At 59.2% G+C, this 24,947-nt stretch carries 26 protein-coding genes; 14 read left to right on the top strand and 12 right to left on the bottom strand.

Annotation, left to right across the window (positions count from 1 at the left end):
* Positions 1-25 precede the first annotated feature (25 nt).
* Together A3730_RS14255 and A3730_RS14250 are read left to right on the top strand one after the other, a co-directional pair.
* Positions 26-1,867 (top strand): chloride channel protein, encoded by a 1,842-nt coding sequence (locus A3730_RS14255; protein WP_082872381.1) that lies wholly within the window; start codon positions 26-28, stop codon positions 1,865-1,867.
* A 166-nt stretch (positions 1,868-2,033) separates the two neighbouring features.
* Positions 2,034-2,489: a GreA/GreB family elongation factor gene (locus A3730_RS14250; protein ID WP_231880642.1), complete on the top strand. Its 456-nt coding sequence runs from the start codon at positions 2,034-2,036 to the stop codon at positions 2,487-2,489.
* Between the two features lie 199 nt (positions 2,490-2,688).
* Here the strand turns inward: A3730_RS14250 and A3730_RS14245 are convergent, their stop codons facing one another.
* Positions 2,689-3,120: an Rrf2 family transcriptional regulator gene (locus A3730_RS14245; RefSeq protein WP_063520332.1), complete on the bottom strand. Its 432-nt coding sequence runs from the start codon at positions 3,118-3,120 to the stop codon at positions 2,689-2,691.
* Positions 3,121-3,210: 90 nt separating this feature from the next.
* Here A3730_RS14245 and hmpA point away from each other — a divergent pair, with 90 nt between their 5' ends.
* Positions 3,211-4,434, top strand: coding sequence for an NO-inducible flavohemoprotein (gene hmpA / locus A3730_RS14240; protein WP_063520331.1), 1,224 nt, complete (start codon positions 3,211-3,213; stop codon positions 4,432-4,434).
* 76 nt (positions 4,435-4,510) lie between these two features.
* Here hmpA and A3730_RS14235 read toward each other — a convergent pair whose 3' ends face one another.
* Together A3730_RS14235 and A3730_RS14230 are read right to left on the bottom strand one after the other, a co-directional pair.
* Positions 4,511-5,740, bottom strand: a complete 1,230-nt coding sequence (locus tag A3730_RS14235) for a diguanylate cyclase (protein ID WP_063520330.1) — start codon at positions 5,738-5,740, stop codon at positions 4,511-4,513.
* A 160-nt stretch (positions 5,741-5,900) separates the two neighbouring features.
* Positions 5,901-6,173 carry an Arc family DNA-binding protein gene (locus A3730_RS14230; protein ID WP_063520329.1) on the bottom strand — a complete coding sequence of 91 codons (273 nt, stop codon included), beginning with the start codon at positions 6,171-6,173 and terminating at the stop codon, positions 5,901-5,903.
* 305 nt (positions 6,174-6,478) lie between these two features.
* Between A3730_RS14230 and A3730_RS14225 the strand changes: the two genes are divergently transcribed.
* Positions 6,479-7,426, top strand: coding sequence for a LysR family transcriptional regulator (locus A3730_RS14225; protein ID WP_063520328.1), 948 nt, complete (start codon positions 6,479-6,481; stop codon positions 7,424-7,426).
* A gap of 162 nt (positions 7,427-7,588) precedes the next feature.
* Here the strand turns inward: A3730_RS14225 and A3730_RS14220 are convergent, their stop codons facing one another.
* Positions 7,589-8,497: a 6-carboxytetrahydropterin synthase gene (locus A3730_RS14220; protein ID WP_063520327.1), complete on the bottom strand. Its 909-nt coding sequence runs from the start codon at positions 8,495-8,497 to the stop codon at positions 7,589-7,591.
* Positions 8,498-8,714: 217 nt separating this feature from the next.
* Between A3730_RS14220 and A3730_RS14215 the strand changes: the two genes are divergently transcribed.
* Positions 8,715-9,053 carry a histidine triad nucleotide-binding protein gene (locus A3730_RS14215; protein ID WP_063520326.1) on the top strand — a complete coding sequence of 113 codons (339 nt, stop codon included), beginning with the start codon at positions 8,715-8,717 and terminating at the stop codon, positions 9,051-9,053.
* A 24-nt stretch (positions 9,054-9,077) separates the two neighbouring features.
* On the opposite strand, the gene A3730_RS14210 is transcribed toward A3730_RS14215, so the two are convergent.
* Positions 9,078-9,704, bottom strand: a complete 627-nt coding sequence (locus tag A3730_RS14210) for a TetR/AcrR family transcriptional regulator (protein WP_063520325.1) — start codon at positions 9,702-9,704, stop codon at positions 9,078-9,080.
* A gap of 89 nt (positions 9,705-9,793) precedes the next feature.
* Here A3730_RS14210 and A3730_RS14205 point away from each other — a divergent pair, with 89 nt between their 5' ends.
* The 3 genes from A3730_RS14205 to A3730_RS14195 are packed head-to-tail and all read left to right on the top strand — an operon-like array spanning position 9,794 to position 12,168.
* A complete protein-coding gene (locus tag A3730_RS14205; protein WP_063520119.1) occupies positions 9,794-10,945 on the top strand; it encodes a DUF2855 family protein in 1,152 nt (383 codons plus the stop codon).
* 30 nt (positions 10,946-10,975) lie between these two features.
* Complete coding sequence (locus A3730_RS14200) at positions 10,976-11,590, top strand: GNAT family N-acetyltransferase (protein ID WP_231880625.1); 615 nt, start codon at positions 10,976-10,978, stop codon at positions 11,588-11,590.
* The gene (locus A3730_RS14195) at positions 11,587-12,168 is read left to right on the top strand and encodes an ACP phosphodiesterase (RefSeq protein WP_063520118.1); all 582 of its coding nucleotides are present in this window, start codon (positions 11,587-11,589) and stop codon (positions 12,166-12,168) included. The genes A3730_RS14200 and A3730_RS14195 overlap by 4 nt, the downstream gene beginning before the upstream one ends.
* A gap of 355 nt (positions 12,169-12,523) precedes the next feature.
* Here the strand turns inward: A3730_RS14195 and A3730_RS14190 are convergent, their stop codons facing one another.
* Positions 12,524-13,357 (bottom strand): SDR family oxidoreductase, encoded by an 834-nt coding sequence (locus A3730_RS14190; RefSeq protein ID WP_063521013.1) that lies wholly within the window; start codon positions 13,355-13,357, stop codon positions 12,524-12,526.
* Positions 13,358-13,397: 40 nt separating this feature from the next.
* Complete coding sequence (locus A3730_RS14185) at positions 13,398-14,309, bottom strand: alpha/beta fold hydrolase (protein ID WP_231880702.1); 912 nt, start codon at positions 14,307-14,309, stop codon at positions 13,398-13,400.
* Positions 14,310-14,363: 54 nt separating this feature from the next.
* On the opposite strand from A3730_RS14185, the gene A3730_RS14180 reads away from it, so the two are divergent.
* Positions 14,364-14,810, top strand: coding sequence for a 3D domain-containing protein (locus tag A3730_RS14180; protein WP_063521015.1), 447 nt, complete (start codon positions 14,364-14,366; stop codon positions 14,808-14,810).
* Positions 14,811-14,816: 6 nt separating this feature from the next.
* On the opposite strand, the gene A3730_RS14175 is transcribed toward A3730_RS14180, so the two are convergent.
* The 3 genes from A3730_RS14175 to A3730_RS14165 are packed head-to-tail and all read right to left on the bottom strand — an operon-like array spanning position 14,817 to position 17,979.
* A complete protein-coding gene (locus tag A3730_RS14175) occupies positions 14,817-15,575 on the bottom strand; it encodes an SDR family oxidoreductase (RefSeq protein ID WP_063521016.1) in 759 nt (252 codons plus the stop codon).
* Positions 15,572-16,522 carry an alpha/beta hydrolase gene (locus A3730_RS14170; RefSeq protein WP_063521017.1) on the bottom strand — a complete coding sequence of 317 codons (951 nt, stop codon included), beginning with the start codon at positions 16,520-16,522 and terminating at the stop codon, positions 15,572-15,574. Before A3730_RS14170 ends, A3730_RS14175 begins: the two co-directional genes overlap by 4 nt.
* The gene (locus A3730_RS14165; RefSeq protein WP_063538289.1) at positions 16,519-17,979 is read right to left on the bottom strand and encodes an NAD(P)/FAD-dependent oxidoreductase; all 1,461 of its coding nucleotides are present in this window, start codon (positions 17,977-17,979) and stop codon (positions 16,519-16,521) included. The genes A3730_RS14170 and A3730_RS14165 overlap by 4 nt, the downstream gene beginning before the upstream one ends.
* 101 nt (positions 17,980-18,080) lie before the next feature.
* On the opposite strand from A3730_RS14165, the gene A3730_RS14160 reads away from it, so the two are divergent.
* A complete protein-coding gene (locus A3730_RS14160; RefSeq protein WP_063519123.1) occupies positions 18,081-19,088 on the top strand; it encodes an AraC family transcriptional regulator in 1,008 nt (335 codons plus the stop codon).
* 121 nt (positions 19,089-19,209) lie between these two features.
* On the opposite strand, the gene A3730_RS14155 is transcribed toward A3730_RS14160, so the two are convergent.
* Entirely contained in the window at positions 19,210-19,671 is a 462-nt protein-coding gene (locus A3730_RS14155; protein WP_063519124.1) for an LEA type 2 family protein, read from the bottom strand.
* Between the two features lie 402 nt (positions 19,672-20,073).
* Between A3730_RS14155 and A3730_RS14150 the strand changes: the two genes are divergently transcribed.
* From A3730_RS14150 to A3730_RS14135, 4 genes are read left to right on the top strand one after another with little or no spacing between them, the layout of a single operon-like run.
* On the top strand, positions 20,074-20,571 hold the full coding sequence (locus A3730_RS14150) for a hypothetical protein (protein ID WP_063519125.1): 498 nt from the start codon (positions 20,074-20,076) through the stop codon (positions 20,569-20,571).
* A gap of 9 nt (positions 20,572-20,580) precedes the next feature.
* Entirely contained in the window at positions 20,581-22,503 is a 1,923-nt protein-coding gene (locus A3730_RS14145) for a lipopolysaccharide assembly protein LapB (RefSeq protein ID WP_082872380.1), read from the top strand.
* Entirely contained in the window at positions 22,500-23,003 is a 504-nt protein-coding gene (locus A3730_RS14140) for a hypothetical protein (RefSeq protein ID WP_063519127.1), read from the top strand. The genes A3730_RS14145 and A3730_RS14140 overlap by 4 nt, the downstream gene beginning before the upstream one ends.
* A 37-nt stretch (positions 23,004-23,040) precedes the next feature.
* Positions 23,041-23,664 carry a LysE family translocator gene (locus A3730_RS14135; protein WP_063519128.1) on the top strand — a complete coding sequence of 208 codons (624 nt, stop codon included), beginning with the start codon at positions 23,041-23,043 and terminating at the stop codon, positions 23,662-23,664.
* 101 nt (positions 23,665-23,765) lie between these two features.
* On the opposite strand, the gene A3730_RS14130 is transcribed toward A3730_RS14135, so the two are convergent.
* Entirely contained in the window at positions 23,766-24,746 is a 981-nt protein-coding gene (locus tag A3730_RS14130; protein ID WP_063538287.1) for an FAD:protein FMN transferase, read from the bottom strand.
* Between the last annotated feature and the right edge of the window lie 201 nt (positions 24,747-24,947).

Genomic DNA, 24,947 nt, shown 5'->3' with positions numbered 1-24,947 from the left:
CCGTTTTCGCTGCCGGAGCGCTCCTATGCCGTCTTCTTCCCGCACCCAGCAGGGCGTGCCTGTTTCTCCCTCTCTGTCTTCGCAGACGCCGGATACCTTGCCGGTGAATACCGCTGCCTCCCGGCGCCGGCTGGTCTGGATTTGTGTGCTGGCGATTGGTTTGGGGGCACTGGCGGCCCCGGTAGCCAAGGGGCTGATTGACCTGATTCACCTGGTCACCAACCTGTTTTTCTATGGCCGAATTTCGCTTGCACAGGTGGAGCCGCAAGGCCATGGCCTGGGGGCGTGGGTGATTGTGATCCCGGTTATCGGTGGGCTCATTGTGGGCGCGATGGCTCGTTGGGGGGCCAATGCCATTCGTGGCCATGGCATACCGGAGGCCATGGAGCAGGTGCTGCTAAATGACAGCCGTATCCCGGCGCGCATTACTTTCCTCAAGCCGCTTTCCTCGGCGGTGTCTATTGGTACCGGTGGGCCCTTCGGGGCGGAAGGGCCGATCATCGCCACCGGTGGTGCCTTGGGCTCGCTGCTTGGGCAAATTTCGCATATCACCGCGCTGGAAAGAAAGACCCTGCTGGCGGCCGGGGCCGCGGCGGGGATGGCGGCGGTATTTTCCGCCCCCCTGTCGGCGGTACTGCTGGCGGTGGAGTTGTTGTTGTTCGAGTTCCGGGGGCGTTCCATGTTGCCAGTGATGTTGGCAACCATTGTAGCCACCGGCTGCCGGTATCTTTTGTTGGGTACGGAACCAGTTTTTGCCATGCAGGCGGTGTTGTCGGCGTCGTCGGCCGCGTTGCTTTTTTATGCGGTCATGGGGGCGTTGATCGGCTGCACCAGTGTTTTCGTTACTCGGGTTCTGTACTGGATTGAAGACGGCTTTGAGCGGTTACCCATTCACTGGATGTGGTGGCCGGCACTGGGTGGTCTTGCGGTTGGTTTGATCGGTTTTATAGTGCCGCAAACCCTAGGGGTGGGCTACCAACTGATCAGCGATATTGTGAATGCCAAACTGGCGCTTTCCGCATTACTGTTGATCGGCTTTGCCAAGTGGGTCTCCTGGTCCATTGCTCTGGGCAGTGGCACGTCAGGGGGGACCTTGGCGCCACTGTTTATTATCGGCGGAAGCCTGGGGGCTGGCTTGGCAATACTGTTGTCTGGGGTGTTTCCAGAGTGGGGCATCAGTCCTGCGGTTGCCGGGTTGGTGGGGATGGCCGCCATGTTTGCCGGGGCGTCCCGGGCGCTGCTAACGGCGGTTGTCTTCGCGGTGGAAGTGACTCACCAACCGAATGCGTTGCTTCCCTTGATGGCCGGTTGCGCAAGCGCCTATCTGTGTTCCTCGCTCTTGATGAACACTACTATCATGACGGAAAAAATTTCCCGTCGAGGCGTCACTGTGCCGGACGAATACGCAGCCGATCCGTTGGCCCAGATCCGGGTAGAGAGCGTGTTCAGCACCAAGGTTGTTACTCTGAATGCGCAACAAACCCTTGCCGAGGTACAGCAATGGCTTCAGGACGATGCCGCGACCACCCATCACCAGGGCTTTCCGGTGGTAGACAGCCAGGGGGTGCTGCAAGGTGTGGTGACACGCCGCGACATCTGGCAGCTGGATGCGTCCGGGGAAATGAATATGGCGGATATCGTGCGTCGGGCGCCTGTGGTAATAACCCCGGACAAGACCCTGCGTGACGCCGCTGACCATATGGTGAGAAACGGGGTGGGGCGTGTGGTAATCACGGCGAGTGAGGAGTCGGAGAAAGTGCTGGGGATACTGACCCGTAGCGATATTATCCGTGCTCATACTGGTGCGATTTCTTCTCGGGAGACCCGCTCACGGCATATCCGCTTTCAACGTAAGAAAAATCAATAAACGGGTTTAATCGCGCCTTCTTCAGGGCAGGCTTGCTATATTTATTATTCCGGCTATGGTTGTCCCTGTTGTCGGTAAAAATAAATGCAGGAGTGTTGCTGTGTTTTACCTTTTTTCTCTCTGGATGGATTTTCTCCCTACCTTTCCGGTTTAAGCCGGGCGGCGCTTGCCCGGCTATCTCCCCCTTCTGTCGATATTGATCGATATCCCTTTTTATCAATTTGGTGAACCGTGTATGGCTGCGCTTATGGAGCGTTTGTCGTTGTGTCGCTATGGCTATGGGAAACGCTATTTAGCCAGGAACCCCCTGTTCTTTCTTTCGCCGGTCCGGCTTATGGAAGTGATGGAGAAAATAGAAATGTTGCGTGGAGTTGGGAACGGTCTTGCCGCTGCAGCGGTAGGTGATTGTGTCTCGCTATTCAGTTTTGAAGACGAAGAGCAGATGTGCTTCACCCTGGCGCCGTCCGGGAAGCCGATGCTGGGGGAAAGGGATATTTCTGTGCTTTCGCCGCTGGGGGCAGCTTTGTTGGGCGCGTTCCCCGGCGAGGTGGTCAACGTGGCGTTTCTCGGCTACGAGCATCGCTATCTGTTATTGAAAGTGAAGAAATTAGACGAGAAGTGAATAGCGTTAATGCAATAGGGAGGGATCGGCCTTGCATGTTTTAACCGTAAAACAAGACGGAAAATATGAAACCAGCTTGAAAGGAAAGCGTTATGAGTAAGGAAAAAGAGAAGAAAAAGCCGCAAAAAACCCTGAAAGAGAAACGACGGGAAAAAAGAGCCAGTAAATAATGGCGACAGGGCGCCTTGCGCGCCCTGATTTAAGTCTGTTTTAGCAGGATGCGCAGTTCACCAGTGTTACCAGTCAAGTCTGCCAGGGTGTACTGATCCAGAGTCTGAAGAAAAGCTGACTGTGCTTTTCCCAATGCCTGCTTCAACTTGCAGGCGGGATCTATCGGGCATGACGATTCCGTGCCAAAACAGTCCAGCAGTTTGAGATTTTCTGTTTGCCGCACCAGCTCCCCCACATTGACCTCTTGCGCGGATTTCGCCATCACCAGGCCGCCTCCTCGCCCTCTTAAGCTTTGCACATAACCCAGCTGCACCAGTGTCTGTGCGACCTTGGCCACGTGGTTGTTGGAGATGTGATACGCATCGGCAATTTCCTGGACAGTGGCCGGGTGTTCGTTACGCCGCAGGCTGAGATAGATCAGGGCCCGCAGGGCGTAATCCGTATGTGTTGTGAGTTGCATGGCTTGACCTGCAGAAAATGAGTATCTAATATGCCTATTTAAAAGAGGCATGTAAAATGCCTATTAATGGTCATCAACAGGAGTCACGCCGTGCTTACCCGGAATCAACTGGCTGTTATCAAACAAACCGTGCCTGTGCTTCAGGAAAATGGAGAGGCACTTACCCGGCATTTCTATGCACGTATGTTCCGGGGGAACCCGGAGGTGCGGCCCTTTTTTAACCCGGCCCATCAACAGGCTGGCACCCAGCAACGTGCTCTGGCGGGGGCTATCTGTGCTTATGCCCAGCACGTGGACAATCCGGCCGCGCTGGCAGATGCCGTGGAGCTGATTGCCCAGAAGCACGTTTCCCTGGGGATTCAGCCGCAGCACTATCCGATTGTTGGTGCCAATTTGCTGGCCTCCATTCAGGAAGTGTTGGGAATTGATGAAAGGTCGGAAATTATTGATGCCTGGGCGGCGGCCTATGGGGCGTTGGCAGATATCTTTATTGGCCGTGAAAATACGCTGTACCAGCATCAAAAGGAGGCGTTCGGCTGGCAGGGTTTCAAGCCTTTTGTCGTTGCCCGTCGTGAGGCTGAAAGCGAGAACATCGTTTCCCTGTACCTGGCTCGTCAGGACGGTGAGGCGCTGCAGCCGCACCAGCCTGGCCAGTACATTACCGTGCGGGTGACGCCACCCGGTGGCCAGCCGGTAATGCGCAACTACAGCCTGTCTTGTGCACCGGGTGAAAGTCATTATCGAATCAGTGTGAAACGGGAGCTGGCAACAGCTGACGAGGCCCCCCATGGTGTGTGCTCTGGTTATATTCATGAGCATATTCAGGAAGGCGATGTGCTGGAGGTGGCGCCTCCCTGTGGAGAGTTTACCTTGGCCGATGCCGCTGGTGACGGCGTTCCGTTGGTGCTGGTGGCTGGCGGTGTGGGAATTACGCCGCTGCTTTCCATGCTGCATGGGGCGCTGGCTCGCCAACAGGGCCGTGAAGTGATCTTTATTCAGTGTGCCCAGAATGGAGCCGTTCGGCCTTTTGCTGCGGAGCTGCAGAAGCTGGCGGATAGCCATGACAACCTGCATTGCCATGTCCGTTACAGCGAACCGTCAGCGCAGGATAAGGCGCAGGGTGGTTTTGATAGCACCGGTTTTTTGGATCGAGCATTACTGGATCAGTTGGTGGGAGAGCGTCGCGCGGAGTATTACTTCTGCGGTCCGGTCCCCATGCTGAAAGCCCTGTATGGCGTGCTGCAGGAAAAAGGCGTGGACGATGCGGATATCCATTACGAGTTCTTCGGTCCGGCAGAAGGGCTTGCCGCCTGAATTTGCGATCCGTCGGTCAGTTAACGAAAGAGGCCGCGCTCCAGGAGCGCGGCCTCTTGCTTTCCGCCGGCAGCGACTAATTGAGCATTTCCACCACACCCTGATTGCTCATCATTGCTACCCGGTTTCGGCCGGCACCTTTTGCCTGATACAACGCTTCATCGGCCATTTTCAATAGCTGAGCGCCGTCTTCTGCGGTGCCGTCCGAACAGGCGACCCCGACACTGATGGTCACCACCTGGCTGACCCGGGAACCGCTATGGGGAAGGCCCAGCTGCTCGACCCGGTTACGCATACGTTCGGCAAAAACCAGCGCATCGTTGAAGCTGGAGTCAGTCAGGGTGATGACAAATTCCTCGCCACCGTAGCGAGCCACGAAATCGGTATCGCTTTGCACCATTCCCAGAGGGACGCCGGCCACTTTTTTCAGGCACTCATCGCCCGCCGGGTGGCCATAGGTATCGTTGTATTGCTTGAAGAAGTCGATATCGAACAGCATCAGGGTGATGCGTTCCGGGGCATCCGGGTTGTTCTGGTTCAGCTTGTGATAGAGGTGGCTCAGGCGGCTTTCCATGCCCCGGCGATTGATGCAGCCGGTCATGCCGTCGACGGTGGCCTGATTTTCCAGTACCAGATTGGCTGAGTGTAATTCGTTTCTGTGCTGGAACAGTACGTGTTCGGAAAGGAAATGCTGTCGCAACAGACGTTCATACACGTATTGGCCAAACAAGCTCATGCTTGTAAAGGCCAGCGAGACCAGCACCAAGGTGGATGGTTCAAAGGGCTGCCGACCGGAACTGAGTTGCAGGCTGAAAATCATGCAGCCAATCATTACCACGGAGCTAATCAGTGCGGCATAGAATGGCACCCGTATCAGGATGCAGATCATCAGGATAGCCAGTGGGGTGTGGAAAAAGAAGGTGTAGGCCAGGGGGTGCTCGACTATGGCCCCTAGATAATTGCCGGTAAGGGCAATGGCGAATGCCAGTACCAGCGTGGCTTCGTGGAGCCAGTTACGCCATTGTGGCTTGCGGATTAATACCAGACAGCCGCCGGTGAGCATCAAGGTGAAAAGCCGCGGGCGCCAGGACATGTTGAGAACGTCAGGAGAAATTCGCGACTCGATAAACATGGCGGAGACAATCAGGAACGCCACCAGTGCCAACGCCCAGGGCATGACTTTGGCCACGCTTGCCCGGAAATAGAGGCGAAAATCCTTTTCCAGCGGTTTGGGCAGGCGCAGGTGCCACGGTAACGTAATATCGCTGCCGGTTGGCAGTGGGGTATGGTTCTGGTTTGCGGTCACGGCCGTAAAGGCTCCTTTCCGTCCATGAATCGGTGACTGCGTGCGTGAGCAGCATGCACTACATCATAGTGCAAAGTACTGTCATATCGATAATGGGCAGGTGGCCAGCGGTGTATTGTAAGGACAAAAGGACGATTGTGGTTAGCCCTGCACGGTGAATCTAATCCAACAGCGCCAACAGTGCCTGTTGTTTCCCCTGTGGCAGTTGGCGAAAGCGCTCCAGCAGGAAAGCTTCTTCGCCGCCTTGCGGCACCGCTGCTTCGCCATGGGGCAGGGTATGCGGCCAGTTCTTCAGGCTATGTTCCAGCCGGGCAATAATTTCCGCGTTCATGCTGCGATGGCTGTGGTTGGCCGCTTGCGCGACCTCGTTTCGCATACCGCAGGGAAAACGAACCACGAACTTCTCGGTTCGCGTGGTTGCGTTGCTTGTCATAGTAACCTCTGAATCACGCCTGCTTACATGGGGCTGGCGAGTGAGGCTGGCCGGCCTATGACAACAGAGCAGGCTGTGCTGTTATCTGGACACAAGCTTTAGACCTTACGCATTTTTTTGCCTCCAGGCGATACTGGCAGCGTGCCAGTAATGGCGAAATAGAGACACGGTTAACACTAGGCTAAGTAAAAGTTTTTTTACACGGAGAATCGTCGTGCCTGTGTGATCTGGTGCACGGTGCCAGTGAGTATCAGGCAGTGCTACAATTGATACTACTGATATAAAAATTGGCGGCTATTCACTTAATGAATATTGGTGCGGCAGACCTGAATCTGCTCAAGTATCTGGATGTGCTTCTGCGTGAGCAGAATGTGACCCGGGCAGCCGAGCAACTGGGGATTACCCAGCCGGCGATGAGTAATTCCCTGAAGCGGTTGCGTGAGTTGTTTGGTGATCCGTTGTTGATTCGTACCAGCGATGGCATGACCGCCACGGAACGTGCACAGGAGCTGCGGCCCCTGGTGCGGCAAATTCTTTCCCAGGCGGAGCAGTTGTTCACGCCCGAGGATGTGTTCCAGCCGGCGGACAGTCGCCGGGTGTTCCGGATCATGACCAGCGATTATGCGGAAGCCACCCTGGTGCCGCATATTGTTCGTCGCCTGCGCGCCGAGGCCCCCAATGTGGTGCTGGATTTCCTGACCCCGTCGGATGTGAGCTACCAGGACATGGAGCAGGGCCGGGTCGATATGGCGGTAAACCGCTTTAACGAAATTCCGGGGTCGTTTCACCAGGTGAGCCTGTGGAAGGATTCGTTTTCCTGTTTGCTCAACCGGGATAATCCCATTGCCAAGGGCTTTGATCTGGACAGTTATCTGTCCGCCCAGCATATCTGGGTGTCGAAAACCGGTTTTGGCGTAGGGTTCGGCATGAACCCGGAAAAGCTCGGTGGGCTGGGGTGGATTGATCATGCCCTGGAGCAACTGGGTAAAAGCCGCAAGATCAGTATTTTCACCCGCCATTACCAGATGCCGGCCCTGCTGGCCATGAATAACGACCTGGTGGCCACACTGCCAAGCCGGGTGGCGCGCATGCAGGCCCAGAACGAACGTCTGCTGATCAAGCAACCGCCGTTTGATATTCCCGAGTTTGAATTGAAAATGGCCTGGTCATCGCTGTTGCACCACAACGTGGCACATCGCTGGCTGCGGCGGCTGATTCAGGAAGAAGCAGAGCGAATTCTGGCAGAAGAATAGCCACAAGCTACAAGCCGGGATGGGGAAACGGGAAAAGTCCAGTTTTCCTTTTCAACTTTTCACTTTGAACTTTCAACTGATCTTTCGCGGGCAGAGTGGTTAACGTGTCGCAGCGCCCCCAACCCTCGTTGCAGCTTGACGCTTGTTGCTTGCAGCGTCCTGTCAGATCACCGAGGCGCCGCTGAGCCAGCTGCTGTGGGTCTTGCCGGGCAGGTTCTCGCCGGCTTCGGCAATGGCGCCCTTGCCGACGCCTTCGAAGGCGCGGACCCGGAAATGTTTGCCGGGGGCTTCATCGGCCAGCTGGGCAGCAATATGGGCGGCCAGCTGCTCAACGGTGGTGTCCGTATCGACCATGTAGCAATGGTCTTCCGGGATCACCAGCTCGAAATGTCCTTGCTCGGCATCGTAACGGAACCGGTGGTGGGGAATTTCGTCGATGTAGTAGGTGCCTTCCAGATCTTCCTCGGTGCCCAGGTAGATGTCTTCCCAGCGGTCTGCCCAGAGCTTTTCCCAGTAACGGCTGCGCCGGCCATTCTCGAAAATGTGAATGCTGGAGCGATGCCCATGGGCAATGCGCTGGCAGTTGCCGTCGTGCTTTTTCAGGCCATGGGAATAGTGATAGAACGGCGCGGTGCCGGTATCTTCTTCGCGCAGTACCACGCGTACTTCCGCCACATTTGCCGGTACCACGGTCTGGATCAGCTCCATCAGGTACAGGGTCAGGCTGGCCTTGGACACTTCCGGGCCAGGCATCAGCAGCAGGCTCTGGCTGGGCGCCACCATGCGGATGGTGCCACCCCGGTAAACCCATTCCAGGCTGGTGGCGTTATCGCGTTCGGCGATGGTGGTCTGGTCATTATCCACGGGAACCAGCAGGCGGTGATCCACGCTGTCGTCGATGATCTGCTTGATGCGCTTCTTGATGTGACCAAAGTCGAAGACCATGCCCTGATCATCCAGGTCGCCGCTCAGTTCCAGGTCCACCAGCCAGGATTCACCCACCATGCCGCGCTTGGGGTGCAGGTAGGAGAAATCGGCGACGGTTAAATTTTCGACAAAAAGAGTGGCCATGCTGTTCCGGTTGATAATGATGGGTTTCGACAGGTCACTATAATGCCATTATTCTGGGCTGCCGCTAAGGTGCACAGCGCTTGCTGCGGACATTTTACGAGCAGTTATCGTAGTAGCTGTGAACCGGGGCACACCGGTTGCACAGTAAAGTGCACATGCTGTGACATGGCTACGGGGTTCCGACGTGGCTTTTCCGCTGACCCAACCGAGAGCAATTATGGCTGAAACGCTTTTCTCCAAGATCATCGACCGGGAAATTCCGGCCGATATCATCTTCGAAGACGACCAGTGCCTGGCCTTTCGGGATATCAATCCCCAGGCGCCCACCCATTTTCTGGTGATTCCCAAGAAGCCGATTGCCAAGCTGTCCGATGCTGAAGAGGCCGACCAGGCACTGCTGGGTCATCTGTTGCTGGTGGCCAGTCAGGTGGCCGGGCAGGAAGGGCTGGAGGATTTCCGTCTGAACGTGAACAACGGTGCGGGTGCCAGCCAGACCGTATTCCACCTGCATGTGCATGTGCTGGGTGGTCGCGCCTTCAGCTGGCCGCCGGGCTGAGCTGAATCTGGACCGGCTGCCCGGCTATTCCTCCGGGAGTAGCAGGGCCCGGGCCATGCGTGTACTCAGTTCCCCGCGCTGGTCGGGTGTGCCTGCATCCACCAGAAAGCTGTAACGACGCCCGCCCCACAAGGTCAGCAGCAGAATATCGATCACCGTGTCATCCACGGGCCCGGGAAAATCCTCCCACTGGGCGATGCAGTGTGACCAGGTCCGCGCCAGGTGTTGAAAAATCTGTCGATGGCGGGCGTCGCTGGCGATCTGGTTTTCCCGTTCCAGCATCTCGCGGTCAAAATACGGAGCCTGGCCGTCTTCATCCAGTGTCAGGCGGACCAGTTTGCGCAATCGCGTTTCCCATGGCTCTCCTGCCAGGGCGGTGTTGGCTGCTGCCAGATCGCTGCAGAGCTGTTCCATGCAGTGGCGCACATACCCTGAGAGCAAGGCTGTGCGATTCGGGAAATACTCGTACAGGGTGCCGACGGCATAACCGCTCTCTTCTGCAATGGCGCGGGTGGTGGCGGCCTCCGGGCCATCACGGCGCCAAATCCGAACAAATCCCTCGTACAGCGAATCCACCGTGAATTTTGCCCGGGCCTGGGATGGCCGCTTGTGGGGCTGCGGCAGCGATTTGTCGGTGCGATCTTTGCCCATAAATGAATCCGAACCCGTACTGGTGGCGGGGTTGTTAGCATGAATCTCAGTGAAACCGGCTCGTTGAGAGCCCGTCAACGGAGATCATTATGACGCAAAATACCACTGCCCGTTTGCTCACCGACAAGGCCAACCTGGGAGCCAGCCAGTTACAGGACGAGGCCATGGCCGATGCGGCTCAGGGCGAAGTGTTGCTGGCCCTCGACACCTTTGCCCTGACCACCAACAACATTACCTATGCCGCTTTTGGTGATGCCATGAATTACTGGTCGTTTTTCCCCACCGATGAGGAGGGGTGGGGGCATATGCCGGTGTGGGGATTTGCCACGGTGATGCAATCGCGGGTCGAAGGGATTGCCGTAGGCGAGCGATTCTACGGGTATTTTCCCATGGCGGGCTTGCTGCGCGTGCAACCCGATCGGATCACCGAGCGTGGTTTTTACGATATCGCCATGCATCGCCAGGGGCTTCCTTCTCCCTACAACCAGTACACGCGTTGCCAGACTGATGAAGCCTATGTCCCGGAGCTGGCGGATTTCCAGATGCTGTTGCGGCCGCTGTTTTTCACCTCGTACATGCTGGCGGATTACCTTGCCGACAACGGTTACTTCGGCGCCCGCCAGGTGGTGTTCTCCAGCGCCTCCAGCAAAACCGCCTATGGCACCGCTTTCGCTCAGGCCGATGGCCCCTGCGGTGCCAGCGGTGAAGCGCCGCAATGTATTGGGCTGACCTCGGCACACCACTGTGAATATGTGGCCGGGCTGGGCTTGTATGATCAGGTGGCAGACTACGATGGCCTGGAGCAGCTGGATGCCAGCGTTCCCACCCTGTATGTGGACTTTTCCGGCAGTGACGCCTTGCGTGAGCGGGTGCGTGCCCACTTCGGCGCTTCCCTGGTCCATGATTGCTTCGCCGGCTCCGCCACCAACACGGATTACCTGGACGAAACGCGCTGGTCGGATCCGGTGCCGCAGTCGTTCTTCGCCCCGATCCAGATTCGCAAGCGTAACCAGGATTGGGGCGCGCCAACCCTGAGCCGGCGTTTCGGAGCGGTGCAGCGCCGTTTCCTGCGCGCCGTCAGTGACCCCTGTAATGGCTGGATGACCTTGCGTGTGCACCAGGGGCTGGAGGCGGCGCGGGCCGTGGTGGAAGACCTTTACCTGAATGGTGGTCAGCCCCGTGAGGGGCATGTGGTGCGTCTGCAGCGCCAGGACACCAGCGGGGCTAGTCGGCTATCCTGAGGGTTCATACCCTGAAGAGAGGATAGCCCGTTGAACCAACCGCCCGTGCATCGCTGGATAGAGCCTGTCCGGCTGGAAGGTCAGCACGTGGTGCTGGAACCGCTCCAGCAGGCCCATGCGGATGACCTGGCCGAGGCCACCGCTGATGGTGCGTTGTGGACACTCTGGTACACCACCGTGCCGGACCCACAGGGGGTGGCGGAATATATCGACACCGCCTTGCGGGGCAGGGATCAGCACGGTGACATGCCCTTCGCGGTGCGCCACCTTGCCAGCGGCAAGGTGATCGGCAGCACCCGTTTCTTTCGTGTCGATGAGGATAATCGGCGCCTGGAACTTGGCCATACCTGGTACGCCCACCGTTTTCAGCGCAGCGCGGTGAACAGCGAGTGCAAGCTGTTGCTGCTGGGCCATGCTTTTGAAACCCTGAATGCCATCGCGGTGGAGTTGCGGACCCACTGGCATAACCACGCGTCGCGCACGGCCATTGCCCGTCTGGGGGCCAAGCAGGATGGTGTGCTGCGCCACCACACGCGTTCAGCGGACGGGGTGTACCGCGATACCGTGGTGTTCTCCATTCTTGAGCAGGAATGGCCGGCCGTACGTCAGAATCTGCGTTACCGGCTGGACCGTGGATCACCGTGAATTACCTGGCCCATTTGACCCTGGCGCAACCGTCGGTGCCCTCCAAGGTGGGCAACGTGCTGGGGGACTTCATGCGCGGTGTGGAGGTCAGAGAATTGAGCGCGCCGCTACGGCGGGGGCTGGATAATCATCGTCTGGTGGACCGCTTTACCGACCACCACCCCTGGGTCATGGCGCAACGCCGCAGCTTTTCGGCCCGCCGCCGACGCTTTGCCGGAGTGGCGCTGGATGTGCTGTTCGATCATTTTCTGTGGCAGCACTGGGCCACCTTCTATGGCCATGATCGGGACGCCGCCATTGCCCGTGATTACCAACATCTGCAAGCGGGCCTGCCGTTGATGCACCTGCCCATGCGTGAGCGGGTGGAGCGTCTGATCGAGCATGATCTTCTTAACCAATACGGGGAGTTGGAGCGGGTTGGGCAGGCGCTGGATGTGATCGCCGGGCGTATCCGTTTTGCCAATGACTTTGCCGGTATCATCCAGGAAATTGAGCCGCGCTATCAGGCCCTGGAGGCCGGGTTCCTGGCGTTCTATCCCGAGCTGCAAGCGGCGGTCAGGGAGGCGGCACTGGAGTGACGGGTTATCGGTTGCCGTTTTGGGATTTGATCGCGCAATGGAGTGAATGAGCTGATATAGGGATTTTTTCTGTGATCCTGCCTTGGCAAACCGCTGGACGCCGGATGCCCGACGGCTGACGCTTTCAGTCAAGCCCCTGATTGATTCCTCTGCGCTTTTCGTCAACAGGTGTTACCTGATTGTCCCTGGAGTATTTCTCAAAAGAGGGGCCGGAATAGTGACCGCCTCTCAGCGCGGGTGTTTTGCGTCAGGCATTCGGCGTCGAGCGTCCTGCAAAGTGTGAGTGATACGCTATAAGCCAGGAAAACGGCGGGAAAGCTGACATTCTCGCTGACCCGTGAAAAACTTTTTTTGCTCACAATGCCGGCATATTCAGTTCGGCCATGGTGTCGTAATACAGCTCATCGGCCAGGCTGCGGTTGCGGGCCCGGGGCGAGCGCAGGGCCGGCTTGTGATTGGCGAAATACTCACCGCTGATATCCGCGTACTGTTCGTCCAGCGCCAGGCTCACGGGAAGCGATGCGGCTTTTTCCGGGGTGGTGAGCGTGGGGCGAATCAGTGCCATGACGGCGCTGGGGACATGGCGGAAAATCGGCGTGTCCACGCCGCCGGGGTGCAGGGCGTTGCTGGTAATGCCCGCCTCTTGCAGGCGCTCTGCCAGTACGTTGCTGAACAGGATGTTGGCGAGTTTGGACTGGCCATAGGCGTCCATGACCAGGTAGGGCTTGCGACCTTTCCAGGTCTTCTTGTTGATCCGGCCCAGCCAGTGAGCCACCGAGGCCAGGTGCAGGATACGGGGTTGGGTGCCTTTCTGTAGCAGGGGCAACATCAGGTGCGTGAACAGCACCGGCGCCAGGTAATTCACCCCGAACTGCATTTCATAACCGTCTTTGGTGAATTCCTGCTGGGTGGGCACCACGCCGGCGTTGTTGATCAGCACATCAATGTGGCCCAGTTCCTGATAGAGCTCAGCGGCGCAATCGCGTACCTGTTCAAGGTCTGCCAGATCCAGGGCAAACAGGCGCACTTTTGCCTGTGGGTGGGCGTTCTTGATTTTGGCCACGGCGGCCTGCCCCTTGGTCTGGTCGCGGCAGGCGAGGATAACCTCCGCGCCACGGCCGGCCAGTTGTTCTGCCGTGCAGAAACCAATGCCGGAATTGCCGCCGGTGATCAGTACGCGTTTGCTCATGATGGTCCTTGCCCCGCTTCCCTGTTGGTGTGTGGTCAGCTTAACAGGCCTCACAGGTGGGAGTGGGGCCGGTGGGGCCATTTTCTGCGTTTTTCTGTGGCAGTTGGGTCATGGCAAGCCACTGGAAAATGTCCTGGCAAACCTGCTGCCACTGCCGGCTTTGCAGCAACAGGTGCGGCGCATTCGGATAGAAACGGTATTCCCCCCGGTCGTTGGCGGATAAATGCGCCTGCAGGTGGCGAATGCCTGCTTCCGGGACGGAATGGTCCTTGCCACCGTACAGCAGCAGTGTCGGGATGTTCAGGTTGTTGGCCGAATCGCTGGCGCTGTCCGCCAGCTTGATCAGCCCCCAGTACGCGTCCATCCGAACCTCACGCATAACGCGCGGATCCTCGGCCAGGCGTTGAGCGCTGGTTGGGGCGAGGGTGGGATCATCGGCGTTGCGTTCAACGGTGAGGCGGTAACCCGGCGCCAGGGTAGCAGCGGTGGCGATGGCGGCGTTCCAGCCATAACGAAAACGAATCCCTTCGCGCACCGCGGGCCCGGCCAGCATCAACCCGGCGACCTTGTCCGGTTCCTGCTGGGCGGCCAGTATGGCCACGGCGCCACCCAGGCTTTCGCCGAGCACAAACAGGGGTGCGGCATGGGTCTGGTGCAGGCGCCGGATCTGCGTCGCCGCATCATCGACCAGTTGCTGCTCACCAGCCCAGCGGCCTTGCACCAGCCGGTCGCCAAAGCCGGCCTGATCGTAGGCCACAAACACATAGCCGGCTTCGGCAAACCAGGGGCCCAGCTGTTCAAACGCGGCGCCGAAATCCCCGAAGCTATGCAGGCCGAGAATCACTCCTCGTGGCGTGCCGGCAGGGACCCACTCGCGCACAGTATCGGTGAGGGGCTCAGGTATACTGGTGGTGTCTGACTGTTTGCCGGAAAAAAGACTGCATGCGGCCATCAGTACCCCGGTAAAAAGAATAAGAGAAAAGCGCAAAGTACGGAGAGTCATGCCATGAGCGTAGCAGTGCCGTTGCAACGGCGAGTGAATGCGGCAATTTTTTTTCTGGCTCTGGTGGTCACGACCGGGCTGGTCTCTCGCTGTGAGGCAGACAAGGCGCCGGTGGTGCCGATGATGGAGCTGACGGTAACGGCTTCGGCCTATAACTCACTGCACGGGCAGGGGGCGGGCCGCGACCATGCGCTCGCCGCCTGGGGCGACCGGCTGGTGCCGGGAATGCAGGCCATCGCAGTGTCCCGCGACCTGATCCGGCTGGGGTTGGCCCACAATACTGAAGTCACCGTGGAGGGCTTGCCGGGTGTGTGGGTGGTGAAGGACAAGATGCACCGGCGCTGGAAACGCAAGATTGATATCTATATGGGAGAGAATTTGCAGGCGGCCCGCGAATGGGGTCGTCGCAAGGTCAAAATCCGTTTTCCCCGGCCGCCGGAGAAACCCTGACGCGGACTATTCCCGGCTGAGAAACGTCATGGTCATCTTGGTGGAGCCGCTGGGCAGCACCTTGTCCAGCAGCTTGATGAATTTGAACACCCCGCCGACCGGGTTATGCACCGCGACGTTTTCATTGGCGGCCTGCCAGGCTTTGGCCGCAATGTCGTCGGCGGTCAGATTCACCCCCATGCGGTCCACCACCGGGGCACGGAATTCAGCGTTGTCCAGCATCGGCGTTTTCACAAACGGCGGCATGATATCCACCACCCGAATGCCCTGGCGGGCCCACTCGATATTGAGTGCTTCGGTGAGCGCGCGCACGGCAAACTTGCTGGCGGAATAAGAGGCCAGGTGAGGCACCCCGTAGAGCGCAGACGCGGAGCTCATGTTGATGACGGCGGGGTCGGTGCTCAGTTGCAGGTGCGCTTGTGCCGCCAGGGTCATGTTGACCAACCCGGTGACATTGATATCAATGATCTGCTTGTGCTGGGCGGCGCTGATGTCTTCGAAGTGCCCCATGCGCAGGATGCCAGCGCAGTTGAACAGCACGTCAAAACCCTTGCCCTGGGCAAAGGCCTGGCACGCCTGCTGGCAGGCGCCGGCGTCGGTGACGTCCAGCCGTTGATACCAACTGCCATCCAGCTCTTTTGCCAGCCTGGCGAGGGCGGTTTCATTGATGTCGGTCAGGCCCACCTGCCAGCCTTTGTTGTGGAAGAGTGTGGCGGTGGCCAGTCCGATGCCGCTGGCGGCGCCAGTAATCAGAATGCGTTTCATGCGTTGGCACCTTTCCCGTTTTTATGAATTGCGTGTTGGTGGATAAAGCGGGCGCAGGTCATCAGGGCCTGATCCGAATCCGCCAGTACGCCGGCATGCAATTGGAAGTCGTGCCAGCGCTGGGGGTGAATCTGTAGCCGTGTGAGCGTGCCGGCTTCGTTCAAGGCGGTGCACAGGCGGTGGCTGTCATTGAGCAGAATTTCGTCGCCGCCGGCCTGGATCAGGGTGGGGGGCAAATCACTCAAGTCGCCGAACAGGGGGGAGCATTGTGGATTGCGGGTGTCGTCACCGGCGTAGGCACTGGCCGCGCTGGCCAGCCAGGCATGGCTGAGCATGATGTCCCGGTCGGTGTCGAAGAGCTGGCCCAGTGTCAGGTCAACCCAGGGGGAAAACAGGATGGCCGCACTGGGTAGCGGCGTGCCGGCGGCTTTAAGGGCTTGCAGTGTGGCCAGCGCCAGTCCGCCTCCGGCGGAGTCTCCCATCAAGGTCAGCGATGCGGGGCTGACACCGTCGTCCAGCAGGGCCTGGTAGACCGCGACGGCATCTTCGATGGCGGCGGGGCAGGGGTGCTCGGGGGCGAGCCGGTAATCCGGCACCACCACGTGGGCATTGGCAAACTTGGCCAGGTGCGAGGTAATCGCCTTGTGGCTGTCCGGGCTGCCGGCCACGTAGCCGCCGCCGTGCAGATAGAGCACGGTGCTTTGCGCATGCAGTGGCTGGTAGTGGCGGCAGGGTACATTGGCAATGGCCTTGTCATGGCTGCCGATGCCGCCGGCCTTGAGGGTGCTGTAGGCCATGATGTCCAGCCAGCGCCGTTGCGCGGCAAAGCTGAAACGGGGGTTGGCGACGGGTTTGAACAGCAGGGCCAGGGACTGGCGCAGGGCGCCAGCCAGCAACTGCTGAACGGTGGACTGGCTGCGGCTGATGCGGTCAACAAACAGGCTCATAGGGCTTTGTACTCGTAGTCGCTGAGTTCCAGGTGCTGGGTCTGGCGGCGGTAGTCAAAGGTGAACCCGGGCCAGTTGTTGGTGTTCTTGCCGCTTTCGGTTTTGTACCAGCTGTGGCAGCCCTTGTCCCATACCGTGTCGCTGATTTTACGTTGCACGTTGTCGTTGAAGCGTGCCTGCACGCTTTCGCGCACTTCCAGAGAATGCAGTTTTTGCTCGTCCATTTCTGCCAGGCATTGTTGTACGTAATGAATCTGGCTTTCCAGCATGTAGATAATGGAATTGTGGCCCAGGTTGGTGTTGGGACCATAGAGCATGAACAGGTTGGGGAAGCCGCGCACGGTGATCCCCAGGTACGCTTCGGCGCCGTCCTGCCAGGCGGTATTCAGGTCCACTCCATCGCGGCCGGTGATGGTCATCGGGGTCAGGAAATCGGTGGCCTTGAACCCGGTGCCGTAGATGATCACGTCCACATCGTGGTGGGCGCCGCTGCTGTCGGTGAGGCCCTGTTTGTCCACCGCATCGATACCGTAGTTGATCACTTCCGTATTGGCCTGGGCCAGTGCCGGATAGTAGTCGTTGGACATCAGGATGCGCTTGCAGCCCATGGGGTAATCCGGGGTCAGCTTTTCGCGCAGCACCGGATCACTAATCTGTTTTTTCAGGTGCCGTGAGAACAGCCACTCGTACACCCCCATGGCCTTCTGGAAAGAGGTAAAGCCCAGCACCCGGGATTCATTGGCCGCATAAATGCGCATGCGATCCAGCGTTTGGGTCAGCGGCAGTTTCTTCAAAACCCAGTGTTCCGCTTTCTTGTAGGCGCGGTCCGGTTTGGCAATTACATGGGCGGCGGAGCGCTGGAACAGCTTGACCTTGCCGGCCACTTTGGCCACTTCCGGCACAAACTGGATGGCGCTGGCCCCGGTGCCGACCACGGCCACGGTTTTGCCGGTCAGGTCTTCATCGTGATTCCAGCGGGCGCTGTGGAAATGTGGGCCCTGGAAGTCCTCGATGCCGGCAAGCGGCGGGTACGCCGGTTGGTTGAGTTGGCCGGTGGCGGTGATCAGGGCGCGACAGGTGATCACCTCGCCATTGGTCAGGGTGATTTCCCACAGGCCGGCATCATCCAGAAAGCGGGCTTCGGCCACTTCAGTGTTGAAGCGAATGTGGCGATACAGATCGTATTTGCGTGCGCAGTATTGCTGGTAGGCAAAAATTTCTTTCTGCGGCGCGAAGCGACGGCTCCACGGGTAATGGCGTTCAAAGGAAAACGAATACAGATGAGAGGGCACATCACAGGCGGCACCAGGGTAGGTGTTGTCGCGCCAGCAGCCGCCAACATCGTGGCCCTTTTCGATCAGCAGCAGGTCGTCCTGCCCCTGGGCTTTGAGGCGAATGGCCATGCCCAGTCCACCGAAGCCGGCGCCAATAATGATCACGTTGTGCGTTGCTTGCATGGGAAACAATCCAGTTAATAACGTTACGCTCCACTCTAGCGATACATAAACGCCTTGTTTATGGCATTCTGGGACAGAAAATTGTGGGAAACGGACACTTCATGGATGTACGTCGCGCCATTACCAGTGTGCGCCTGCAGCTGGCCTACGCCGCCGAACAGGGGCTGGATGTTCAGGCCTGCCTGGCAGGCAGTGATATCGACCCGGCCATACTGCACCGGGCGGATGCCACCATTGCGCGGGCCCAGGAGCGGCGGGTGGTGGAAAACCTCTGTGCGCAGCTGGATGACCCGGCCCGGCACGGCCTGGCCATGGGGCAGCGTTATCACCTGAGCAGTTACGGGGTGTGGGGCTTTGCCCTGCTCAGCAGCCCCACCTTCCGGCAGGCGGTGGAGCTGGGGGTGCGCTACCTGGATCTGACCTTTGCCTTTCTGGATATCCGCCTGGAGGAAGCGCAGAACGAGGCGGTGTTGATGCTGGACGACAGCGGGCTGCCGGAAACCATTCGCCCCTACCTGCTGGCCCGGGATGCCAGTGCCGTGATGATGGTGCAGGAAGAGTTGTTCGCCAGCCGTATTCCACTGTCCTCTCTGGACTTGCGATTGCCGGAGCAGGATCCGGCGCCGTTTACCGCCATCTTCGGCCTGCCGCCCCGTTTCGATCAGCCGCACAATCAGGCCCGGTTTGTGGCTGGTCTGTTGGATATGCCCTTGCCCCAGGCCAACCCGGTCACCGCCCGACTCTGCGAGGAGCAGTGCCAACAACTGCTGGTGCAGCGCTATCGCCAGGGCGGGGTGGCGTTACAAGTGCGCCGGCGCCTGCTCAGCCAGCCGGGCAGCTTCCCGGACATGGAGGAAATGGCATCGGAACTGGGCGTCACCAGCCGTACACTGCGCCGGCAGCTGCGTTCGGAGGGCACCGGTTATCGGGAGCTGCTGGATGAGGTTCGGCGGATGCTGGCGGAGCAGTGGCTGATTCTGGGCGGTCTGGGCATGGAAGAAATCAGCGACCGGCTGGGTTTCTCCGAGCTGTCCAACTTCAACCACGCCTTCCGCCGCTGGACCGGGCAGACGCCCGGTCGCTTCCGGCGCGAGCGTAAGGGTGGATGATTTTTACCACAGAGGTTTCATGGACTGCAGGAGGCTGCTTGCAGGCGAACCGGCTTGGCGGACCAGGGTCGATGTTCGCTTGCAGGCAAGCTCCTACAGCAAGGATTGCAAGACAGTGGCTTCAAGGCATCGTCGGCAGTTCCATTTCGCCTTCCTTGTCGAAAGACAGGGGAATCGGCACACCCGCCACCCGTGCCTTGCCGACCAGCCGGTATTGCAGTGGCTGGTCCTGATTCTGCTGGATTTTCTGCAGCTGCTGCAGGCTGCTCAACAGGCTGGTGGTAATGGTGGTGGTGACCTGGGCATCGCCCATGGCGGGCAGAGTGATGCGTTCGTTGGTCAGTCCACGGGCAAATTTCTCCCCATTGACGTAGATCTCGTAATCCAGGCTGTTGAGGGTGAGTTCCCGGTTGTTGGGGTTGCGGGCCCGCAGGGTCAGCCCCCATTCCTGCTCGAACAGGTTGAAACTGTTCAGGTTAATGCCGGATACGCTGACTTCCGGCGACTCCAGGCCAGCCAGGCTCTGGCAGCCGCTCAGTATCAGCAGGCCCATGGCCATCCACAGGGAAACCGCTTTTTTCATCTACTCACTCCATCCATAGGGCACAGGGGGTTACGACGTGCCGGTTAGAGGCCAGCATAACGGGAAAGTTGCCAGTGTGAAGCAGAAGAAACAGAAGAGGGAGGAGGGTGATTAATGCGTGCCGGACGGCCCGATCGCCAGTCACACCACCGCGCCCCTTGCGGGGCGCCTGTGGTGCGGCATCCTGACCGGGCCGCCGGCACGAGGGCCGAATGACAGAATCATCCGGCTTTCTCGATAGTCGCGTGATCGCCGGGGCGAAAGCAAGTACCAGATGTCGTAAATTTGTATCCGGCAGGCTGTGACAATCACAACAGTCAAAGCCGACAAGCTATGGTAGATTTCCTGAAAAGAACGTATCTGAAAACAACGTAGATAATCGCTAACACCGGGGGAGCGCACATGCGCCGCGCATTCATTTTGTTGTTGATGCTGGTCGCAGCCCAGCTGCACGGGGCCGAGCTGGACAAGGATCTGGCCGATTTCAAACGTGACGTGCTGGAAGTCAATAAACGCCTGCTATTGCTGGAAGAAGAGTTGCTGTTCCCCGCCGATACCCAGGTCGGGATTTACGTGTCTCTGGATGTGGGGCATTTTTTTCAACTGGACAGCATCACGCTGGAGCTGGATGGCGAAGTGTTGGCCAGCCACCTTTATACGGAAAAGGAAATCCGCGCCCTGATGAACGGTGCGGTGCAGCGCCTGGCGCTGGCCAATGTGAAGAATGGTGACCATGAACTCACGGCCTTTATCACCGGCATTGGCCCTGCCGGACGGGAAATGCGCCACGGGGTGACCGGCCACTTCGACAAGAATCATGGCCGCCATTTCGTTCAGCTTCATATCGAGGACGATACCGCCAAACAGCAGCCGCGTTTCCGTTTTCGCGACTGGCGCTGAGAGCGGTCTATGCGAATGCGCGGATGCTTGAAAGGGCTGGCGGTGGGGCTGTTGTTGCTCAGCTCCCTGAGCCAGGCCCGCCTGGACGAACCTCATCAGGTACAGGAGCTGGCCTATGGCGAGGTGGCTTATCTTTACCTCAAAGGGGATTATTTTGCTGCTCTGACCCGCGCCCAGATGGCGCTGGAGCGGGGCGAGGTGGATATCCACAAGGCGGATATGGAAGTGCTGTTGGGGGCCATGTACAGCGCCTACGGCATGCCCGAAGACGCCGAGCAGGTTTTCAACCAGCTACTGGATACCCAGGTCAGCGGTGAGGTCGCCCAGCGGGCGTGGATCCATCTGGCCGGCCTCTATTACCGCCAGCAGAAATATGAACAGGCGCTGACCATGCTGGATCAGCAGGTCGGTGAGCCGCCGGCAAAACTGGAAGAGGTATATTTCAGTTTGCGAGCGCGGATATTGATGCGCCTGCAACGCTATGAAGACGCCGCAGAGCTGCTTGATGCGTTTTCCGAAGATCACCCACTCAATGCCTACCTGCGTTACAACCTGGCAATCAGCTGGATTAACGGCAAGCACCCGGGGCTGGGCCAGGAGTGGCTTTGGCAGCTGGCCAACTTGCCGCCAGGGGATGCCCAGACCAACGCCATCAAGGAAAAAGCCATGTTGGCGCTGGCGATCTACATGATGCGCAGCGACCAGGAAGACCGGGCGCTGACCCTGCTGCGCGATGCCCGCCTGGAAGGGCCTTTTGCTGATATCTCCCTGCTGCTCTATGCCCGTGCGCTGCTTATCGAAAACCAGCCAGGCAAGGCATTGCCGGTGCTGCAGCAGCTGGACACGAAATCGATCCAGCGCTTGCCAGTGCAGGAAGCGCAGCTGGCGATTCCCTACCTGTACGAACAAATGGGGGACCAGCGTTCTGCCAGACAGGGATTCGAGACTGCGCTGGAGCGCTTTGATGTTTTGCAGCAATACCTGCTGGAAGTGGAAGCCGATATAGCCAGTGGTGAATGGTTTACGGCCATGGTGGGAGAGCCCCGCTGGTCCACGGCCATGGACCCGGTGCCGCCGTTTCTGCCGCGCCGGGTGGAAAGTTTCCCAACCTTTTATGAATGGTTCGCCACCACCGAATTTCAGCGCGGCTGGAATAATTACCACGAGCTGTTGCGGCAGAAGAACCTGCTTACGCAATGGCAGGAGAAGCTGCCGGCCTTCGAGACATTGATGGCGGCCCATCGGCGCAAGCAGGATGAAACCCGCCCTGCGGCCCGAGCGTTATTGGACGATCTGTCACAGCAGGATTTCCAGGGACGCATGACCCGTTTGCAGCGCCGTTACGATGAGGCCGTGGCCAAACAGGACCCGCTCCCCTTCGCCACCGACAAGGAACGCAAGCTGTGGGAGGCCCAGCAGAATGCCGAGCAGCGCACCGATGGCTGGGGCAAGCGAAAGCGCCCTGACGTGACCGCCAAGCTGGATTTCTACAAAGGCGTGTTGCTGTGGGAGATGCAGGAAAACATCGTGCCGCGCCAGTGGGAACGTCAGCATCAGCTTAATGAAATCGATGGGTTGCTGGATGAAACCCGTGTGCTGCGCAGCCGTGTGCTGTTTGCCACATACCGCTCCGAGCGGTTGGAAGATTTCTCGCAAGAATTGAATGCACTGACCGGCGAGCTGGAACGCTTACAGAAACGCGGGGCGCTGCTGATGCGTCGCCAACAGTACGGATTGCAGGCCTCGGCCTATGAACAGGTCACCGAAACCCGCAACCGCCTGAAGCGTTTCAGTGCTTCGGCCCATGAAGGGCTGGCTGATCTTTACCATCGCGCCTTGCGCAGCAGCCGCGAGCGTGAGCAGGCACCGACAGATGCCGCGCCCCAGTCCCCCGAGTTCCCGTTGCAGCCGCCCATGGGGTCGCCCCGGTGACCGCGCAACAGCTGGATTCCTTGCGCCACGCCGGGCAGGGGTTCGACCTGATCAGTGGTGGGGCGTTTTCGCCGGCGGACTGGGGTCTTTACCCGGATGGAGACAGCTCCGATTGCTGGCGGGGTTACCTGTGCCATTACGTGATTGAGGGCGACACCCTGTTCCTGAATGAACTGGAATTGTGTGAGCCGGCCAGTGGGGTGATCGGCCTGGACGAGCAGGGGGATATTATTTCCACTCCGGCGCGCTGGCCGAGAATTAACGAGGTGGCACCGGAAAGGGTGAGAGGGGGGCTGATGCCCTGGCGCTATCCTGCGTTGCAGCTTCCTCTTGGCTTTACCGGCACGTTGGTGGTGGGCCAAACCCTGCGGGACGACAGTCTCTACCTGACCGGTGCGGCGGATTTTCCGCAGGCGGAGGATTACCGTACGGTTCTGCGTTTGCAGCTGGAGCAGGGCCGGTTGTGCTGTGACGCGCAGGATGGTCCGGGTTCGCTGTAAACTGGCATTGTTCATTGTTCTGTTTCGGTGAGGGTTTATGGATATCCCGTCGCTGTTTCTGTTGATGCTATCCCTGGTGGCAATGGCGGCGCTGCCCAGTACCAGTGTGGCGTTGGTGGTGGTCCGTTCAGCCCGGTTCGGGGTTTCCCATGGTTTGCTGGTGGCCGCAGGTATTGTGCTGGCGGACCTGTTGTTTGTGAGTGTTGCGCTGTTTGGCATGGTGGCACTGGCCCAGTGGCTGGGCGCGGCGTTTGTGGTGGTGCGGATACTGGCAGCGCTGTGGTTGATCGGTTTTGGCGTGAAGTTGATGCGTTCACGGGTGGCGATAGCGGGCCATTCGGGCAGTGGTGATACGCGTGCAGGTCATCATGGTGTGAGCTTTATGGCGGGCCTGCTGGTGACGCTGGGCGATATCAAGGCCATCGTGTTTTATGCCAGTTTGCTGCCGGTGTTTGTGGATGTGCCTGCGCTGCAAGGCCCGGCGAGCGCTGCGGTGTTGTGGGTAACGGTCGTGGCCGTGGGCGGTGTAAAAGTCGCCTATGCCTTGCTGGCAAGCCGGCTGGCGGCGGTGGCCTTGCCGGGTCGCTATCGACGGCCGCTGCAACTCGGCACCGGTAGCGTGATGGTGGGGGCCGGGGTCGGCCTGCTGGTTCGCGCTTGAGGTCACGCTGAGCATGCAAGGCGTTATTGAGAGGTTCCCTAATCCGACCTGCTGTTTATTGCGTCAGGCTCCAGGCATTGGGCGTCTGGCGTCTTGTCCTCTCAGCCGCCAGTCAGATCGTCAGAGTAGGTAACGTTTCCCTTCCGGTCGATGATGATGGCCGAAGTGCCGGGCAGGCGATTGATCAGCGCCAGGCCCTTTTCCGCCCCCAGCACAAAGACGCTGGTGGAGAGGGCGTCGGCATCAATGCTGTTGTCACACAACACGGTCACGCTGGCCAGCCCATCGATGCTTTTTCCGGTTTTCGGCGACAGGATGTGGTGAATGCGGCGGCCGTCCTGGATGAAGTAACGCTGATAATCCCCTGAGGTGGACATGGCCAGGTCGGCCATGGGTAGCCTCATGGCGATGTCCTGTTTGCTGCGTGGATGTTGAATTCCCACTTCCCACGGGCGACCCCGATGATCCCCCAGTACATAGCTGTCCCCGCCCAGTGACAGGTAGGCGTGCTCGATGCCCGCCTCTTTCAACAAGGCGATGCCCTGATCAATCGCGTACCCCTTGGCGATGCCGCCCAGGTCAATACGGGTGCCGGGGTCACGGAAGCGGACCTTGTCCGGTGCGGTCAGTTCAATGCGGTCGGCACCGATATGCTGACTCGCGGCGGCCAGCTCGGTATCGTCCGGCGCCTTGCCATCGCGGTAATCGTACAGGTGCCCGGCACTGGCAAAGGTAATATCGAAGGCGCCATCGGTGAGTTGGTAGTAATCCAGAGAGCGCGCCAGCAGCTGATAAAATTCCACGCTGATGGTTTGTGTTGTCTCGCCGGCATGGGCGTTGACCCGGGCCAGTTCGCTGCTTTCGACCCAGGGCGACAGCAAGGCATTCAAGCGCGCCATTTCTTCTTCCAGCGCGTCGAACAAGAGCGCCGCATCCTGCTCGGACCACAGCGTGACGCTGGCCCGGGTGCCCATTACATCCCAATCCTGTTGTTGCCAGCGCGCCTGTGCCGGCATGGCCAGCAGGAGCAGGGCAGGTGTGATCAATGTGATCAGGCGGGCAGCGGGGAGCAGCGAAACCATGGCAGTCGTCTTCAGGTTGTCAGCAAAGGAGGGTGACAGCAGTGTACCTGCCGGGGCCGCCCTGTGCTGCCCCGACAGGTGGGCTCATGCTGGCGGCGGGAAAACCGGACCGCTGACGATGGGGTTGAAGGCGGCCAGTTTGTCCAGCGAAGCGGCGTTGCCCAGGCTGTGATTGGGGAAGCGGGCGCTGAATTCGCCCAG

It is taken from the genome of Alcanivorax sp. HI0044, assembly GCF_001634945.1.
This window is presented reverse-complemented; position numbering and strand designations above follow the sequence as displayed.

Coding starts and splice junctions, on each gene's coding strand:
- A3730_RS14180 (WP_063521015.1), top strand. CDS start 14,364: ATGAGCGTAGCAGTGCCGTTGCAACGGCGAGTGAATGCGGCAATTTTT.
- A3730_RS14175 (WP_063521016.1), bottom strand. CDS start 15,575: ATGAAACGCATTCTGATTACTGGCGCCGCCAGCGGCATCGGACTGGCC.
- A3730_RS14205 (WP_063520119.1), top strand. CDS start 9,794: ATGACGCAAAATACCACTGCCCGTTTGCTCACCGACAAGGCCAACCTG.
- A3730_RS14155 (WP_063519124.1), bottom strand. CDS start 19,671: ATGAAAAAAGCGGTTTCCCTGTGGATGGCCATGGGCCTGCTGATACTG.
- A3730_RS14220 (WP_063520327.1), bottom strand. CDS start 8,497: ATGGCCACTCTTTTTGTCGAAAATTTAACCGTCGCCGATTTCTCCTAC.
- A3730_RS14230 (WP_063520329.1), bottom strand. CDS start 6,173: ATGACAAGCAACGCAACCACGCGAACCGAGAAGTTCGTGGTTCGTTTT.
- A3730_RS14170 (WP_063521017.1), bottom strand. CDS start 16,522: ATGAGCCTGTTTGTTGACCGCATCAGCCGCAGCCAGTCCACCGTTCAG.
- A3730_RS14185 (WP_231880702.1), bottom strand. CDS start 14,309: ATGGCCGCATGCAGTCTTTTTTCCGGCAAACAGTCAGACACCACCAGT.
- A3730_RS14165 (WP_063538289.1), bottom strand. CDS start 17,979: ATGCAAGCAACGCACAACGTGATCATTATTGGCGCCGGCTTCGGTGGA.
- A3730_RS14225 (WP_063520328.1), top strand. CDS start 6,479: ATGAATATTGGTGCGGCAGACCTGAATCTGCTCAAGTATCTGGATGTG.
- A3730_RS14160 (WP_063519123.1), top strand. CDS start 18,081: ATGGATGTACGTCGCGCCATTACCAGTGTGCGCCTGCAGCTGGCCTAC.
- A3730_RS14215 (WP_063520326.1), top strand. CDS start 8,715: ATGGCTGAAACGCTTTTCTCCAAGATCATCGACCGGGAAATTCCGGCC.
- A3730_RS14255 (WP_082872381.1), top strand. CDS start 26: ATGCCGTCTTCTTCCCGCACCCAGCAGGGCGTGCCTGTTTCTCCCTCT.
- A3730_RS14130 (WP_063538287.1), bottom strand. CDS start 24,746: ATGGTTTCGCTGCTCCCCGCTGCCCGCCTGATCACATTGATCACACCT.
- A3730_RS14135 (WP_063519128.1), top strand. CDS start 23,041: ATGGATATCCCGTCGCTGTTTCTGTTGATGCTATCCCTGGTGGCAATG.
- A3730_RS14145 (WP_082872380.1), top strand. CDS start 20,581: ATGCGAATGCGCGGATGCTTGAAAGGGCTGGCGGTGGGGCTGTTGTTG.
- A3730_RS14210 (WP_063520325.1), bottom strand. CDS start 9,704: ATGGGCAAAGATCGCACCGACAAATCGCTGCCGCAGCCCCACAAGCGG.
- A3730_RS14150 (WP_063519125.1), top strand. CDS start 20,074: ATGCGCCGCGCATTCATTTTGTTGTTGATGCTGGTCGCAGCCCAGCTG.
- A3730_RS14190 (WP_063521013.1), bottom strand. CDS start 13,357: ATGAGCAAACGCGTACTGATCACCGGCGGCAATTCCGGCATTGGTTTC.
- A3730_RS14245 (WP_063520332.1), bottom strand. CDS start 3,120: ATGCAACTCACAACACATACGGATTACGCCCTGCGGGCCCTGATCTAT.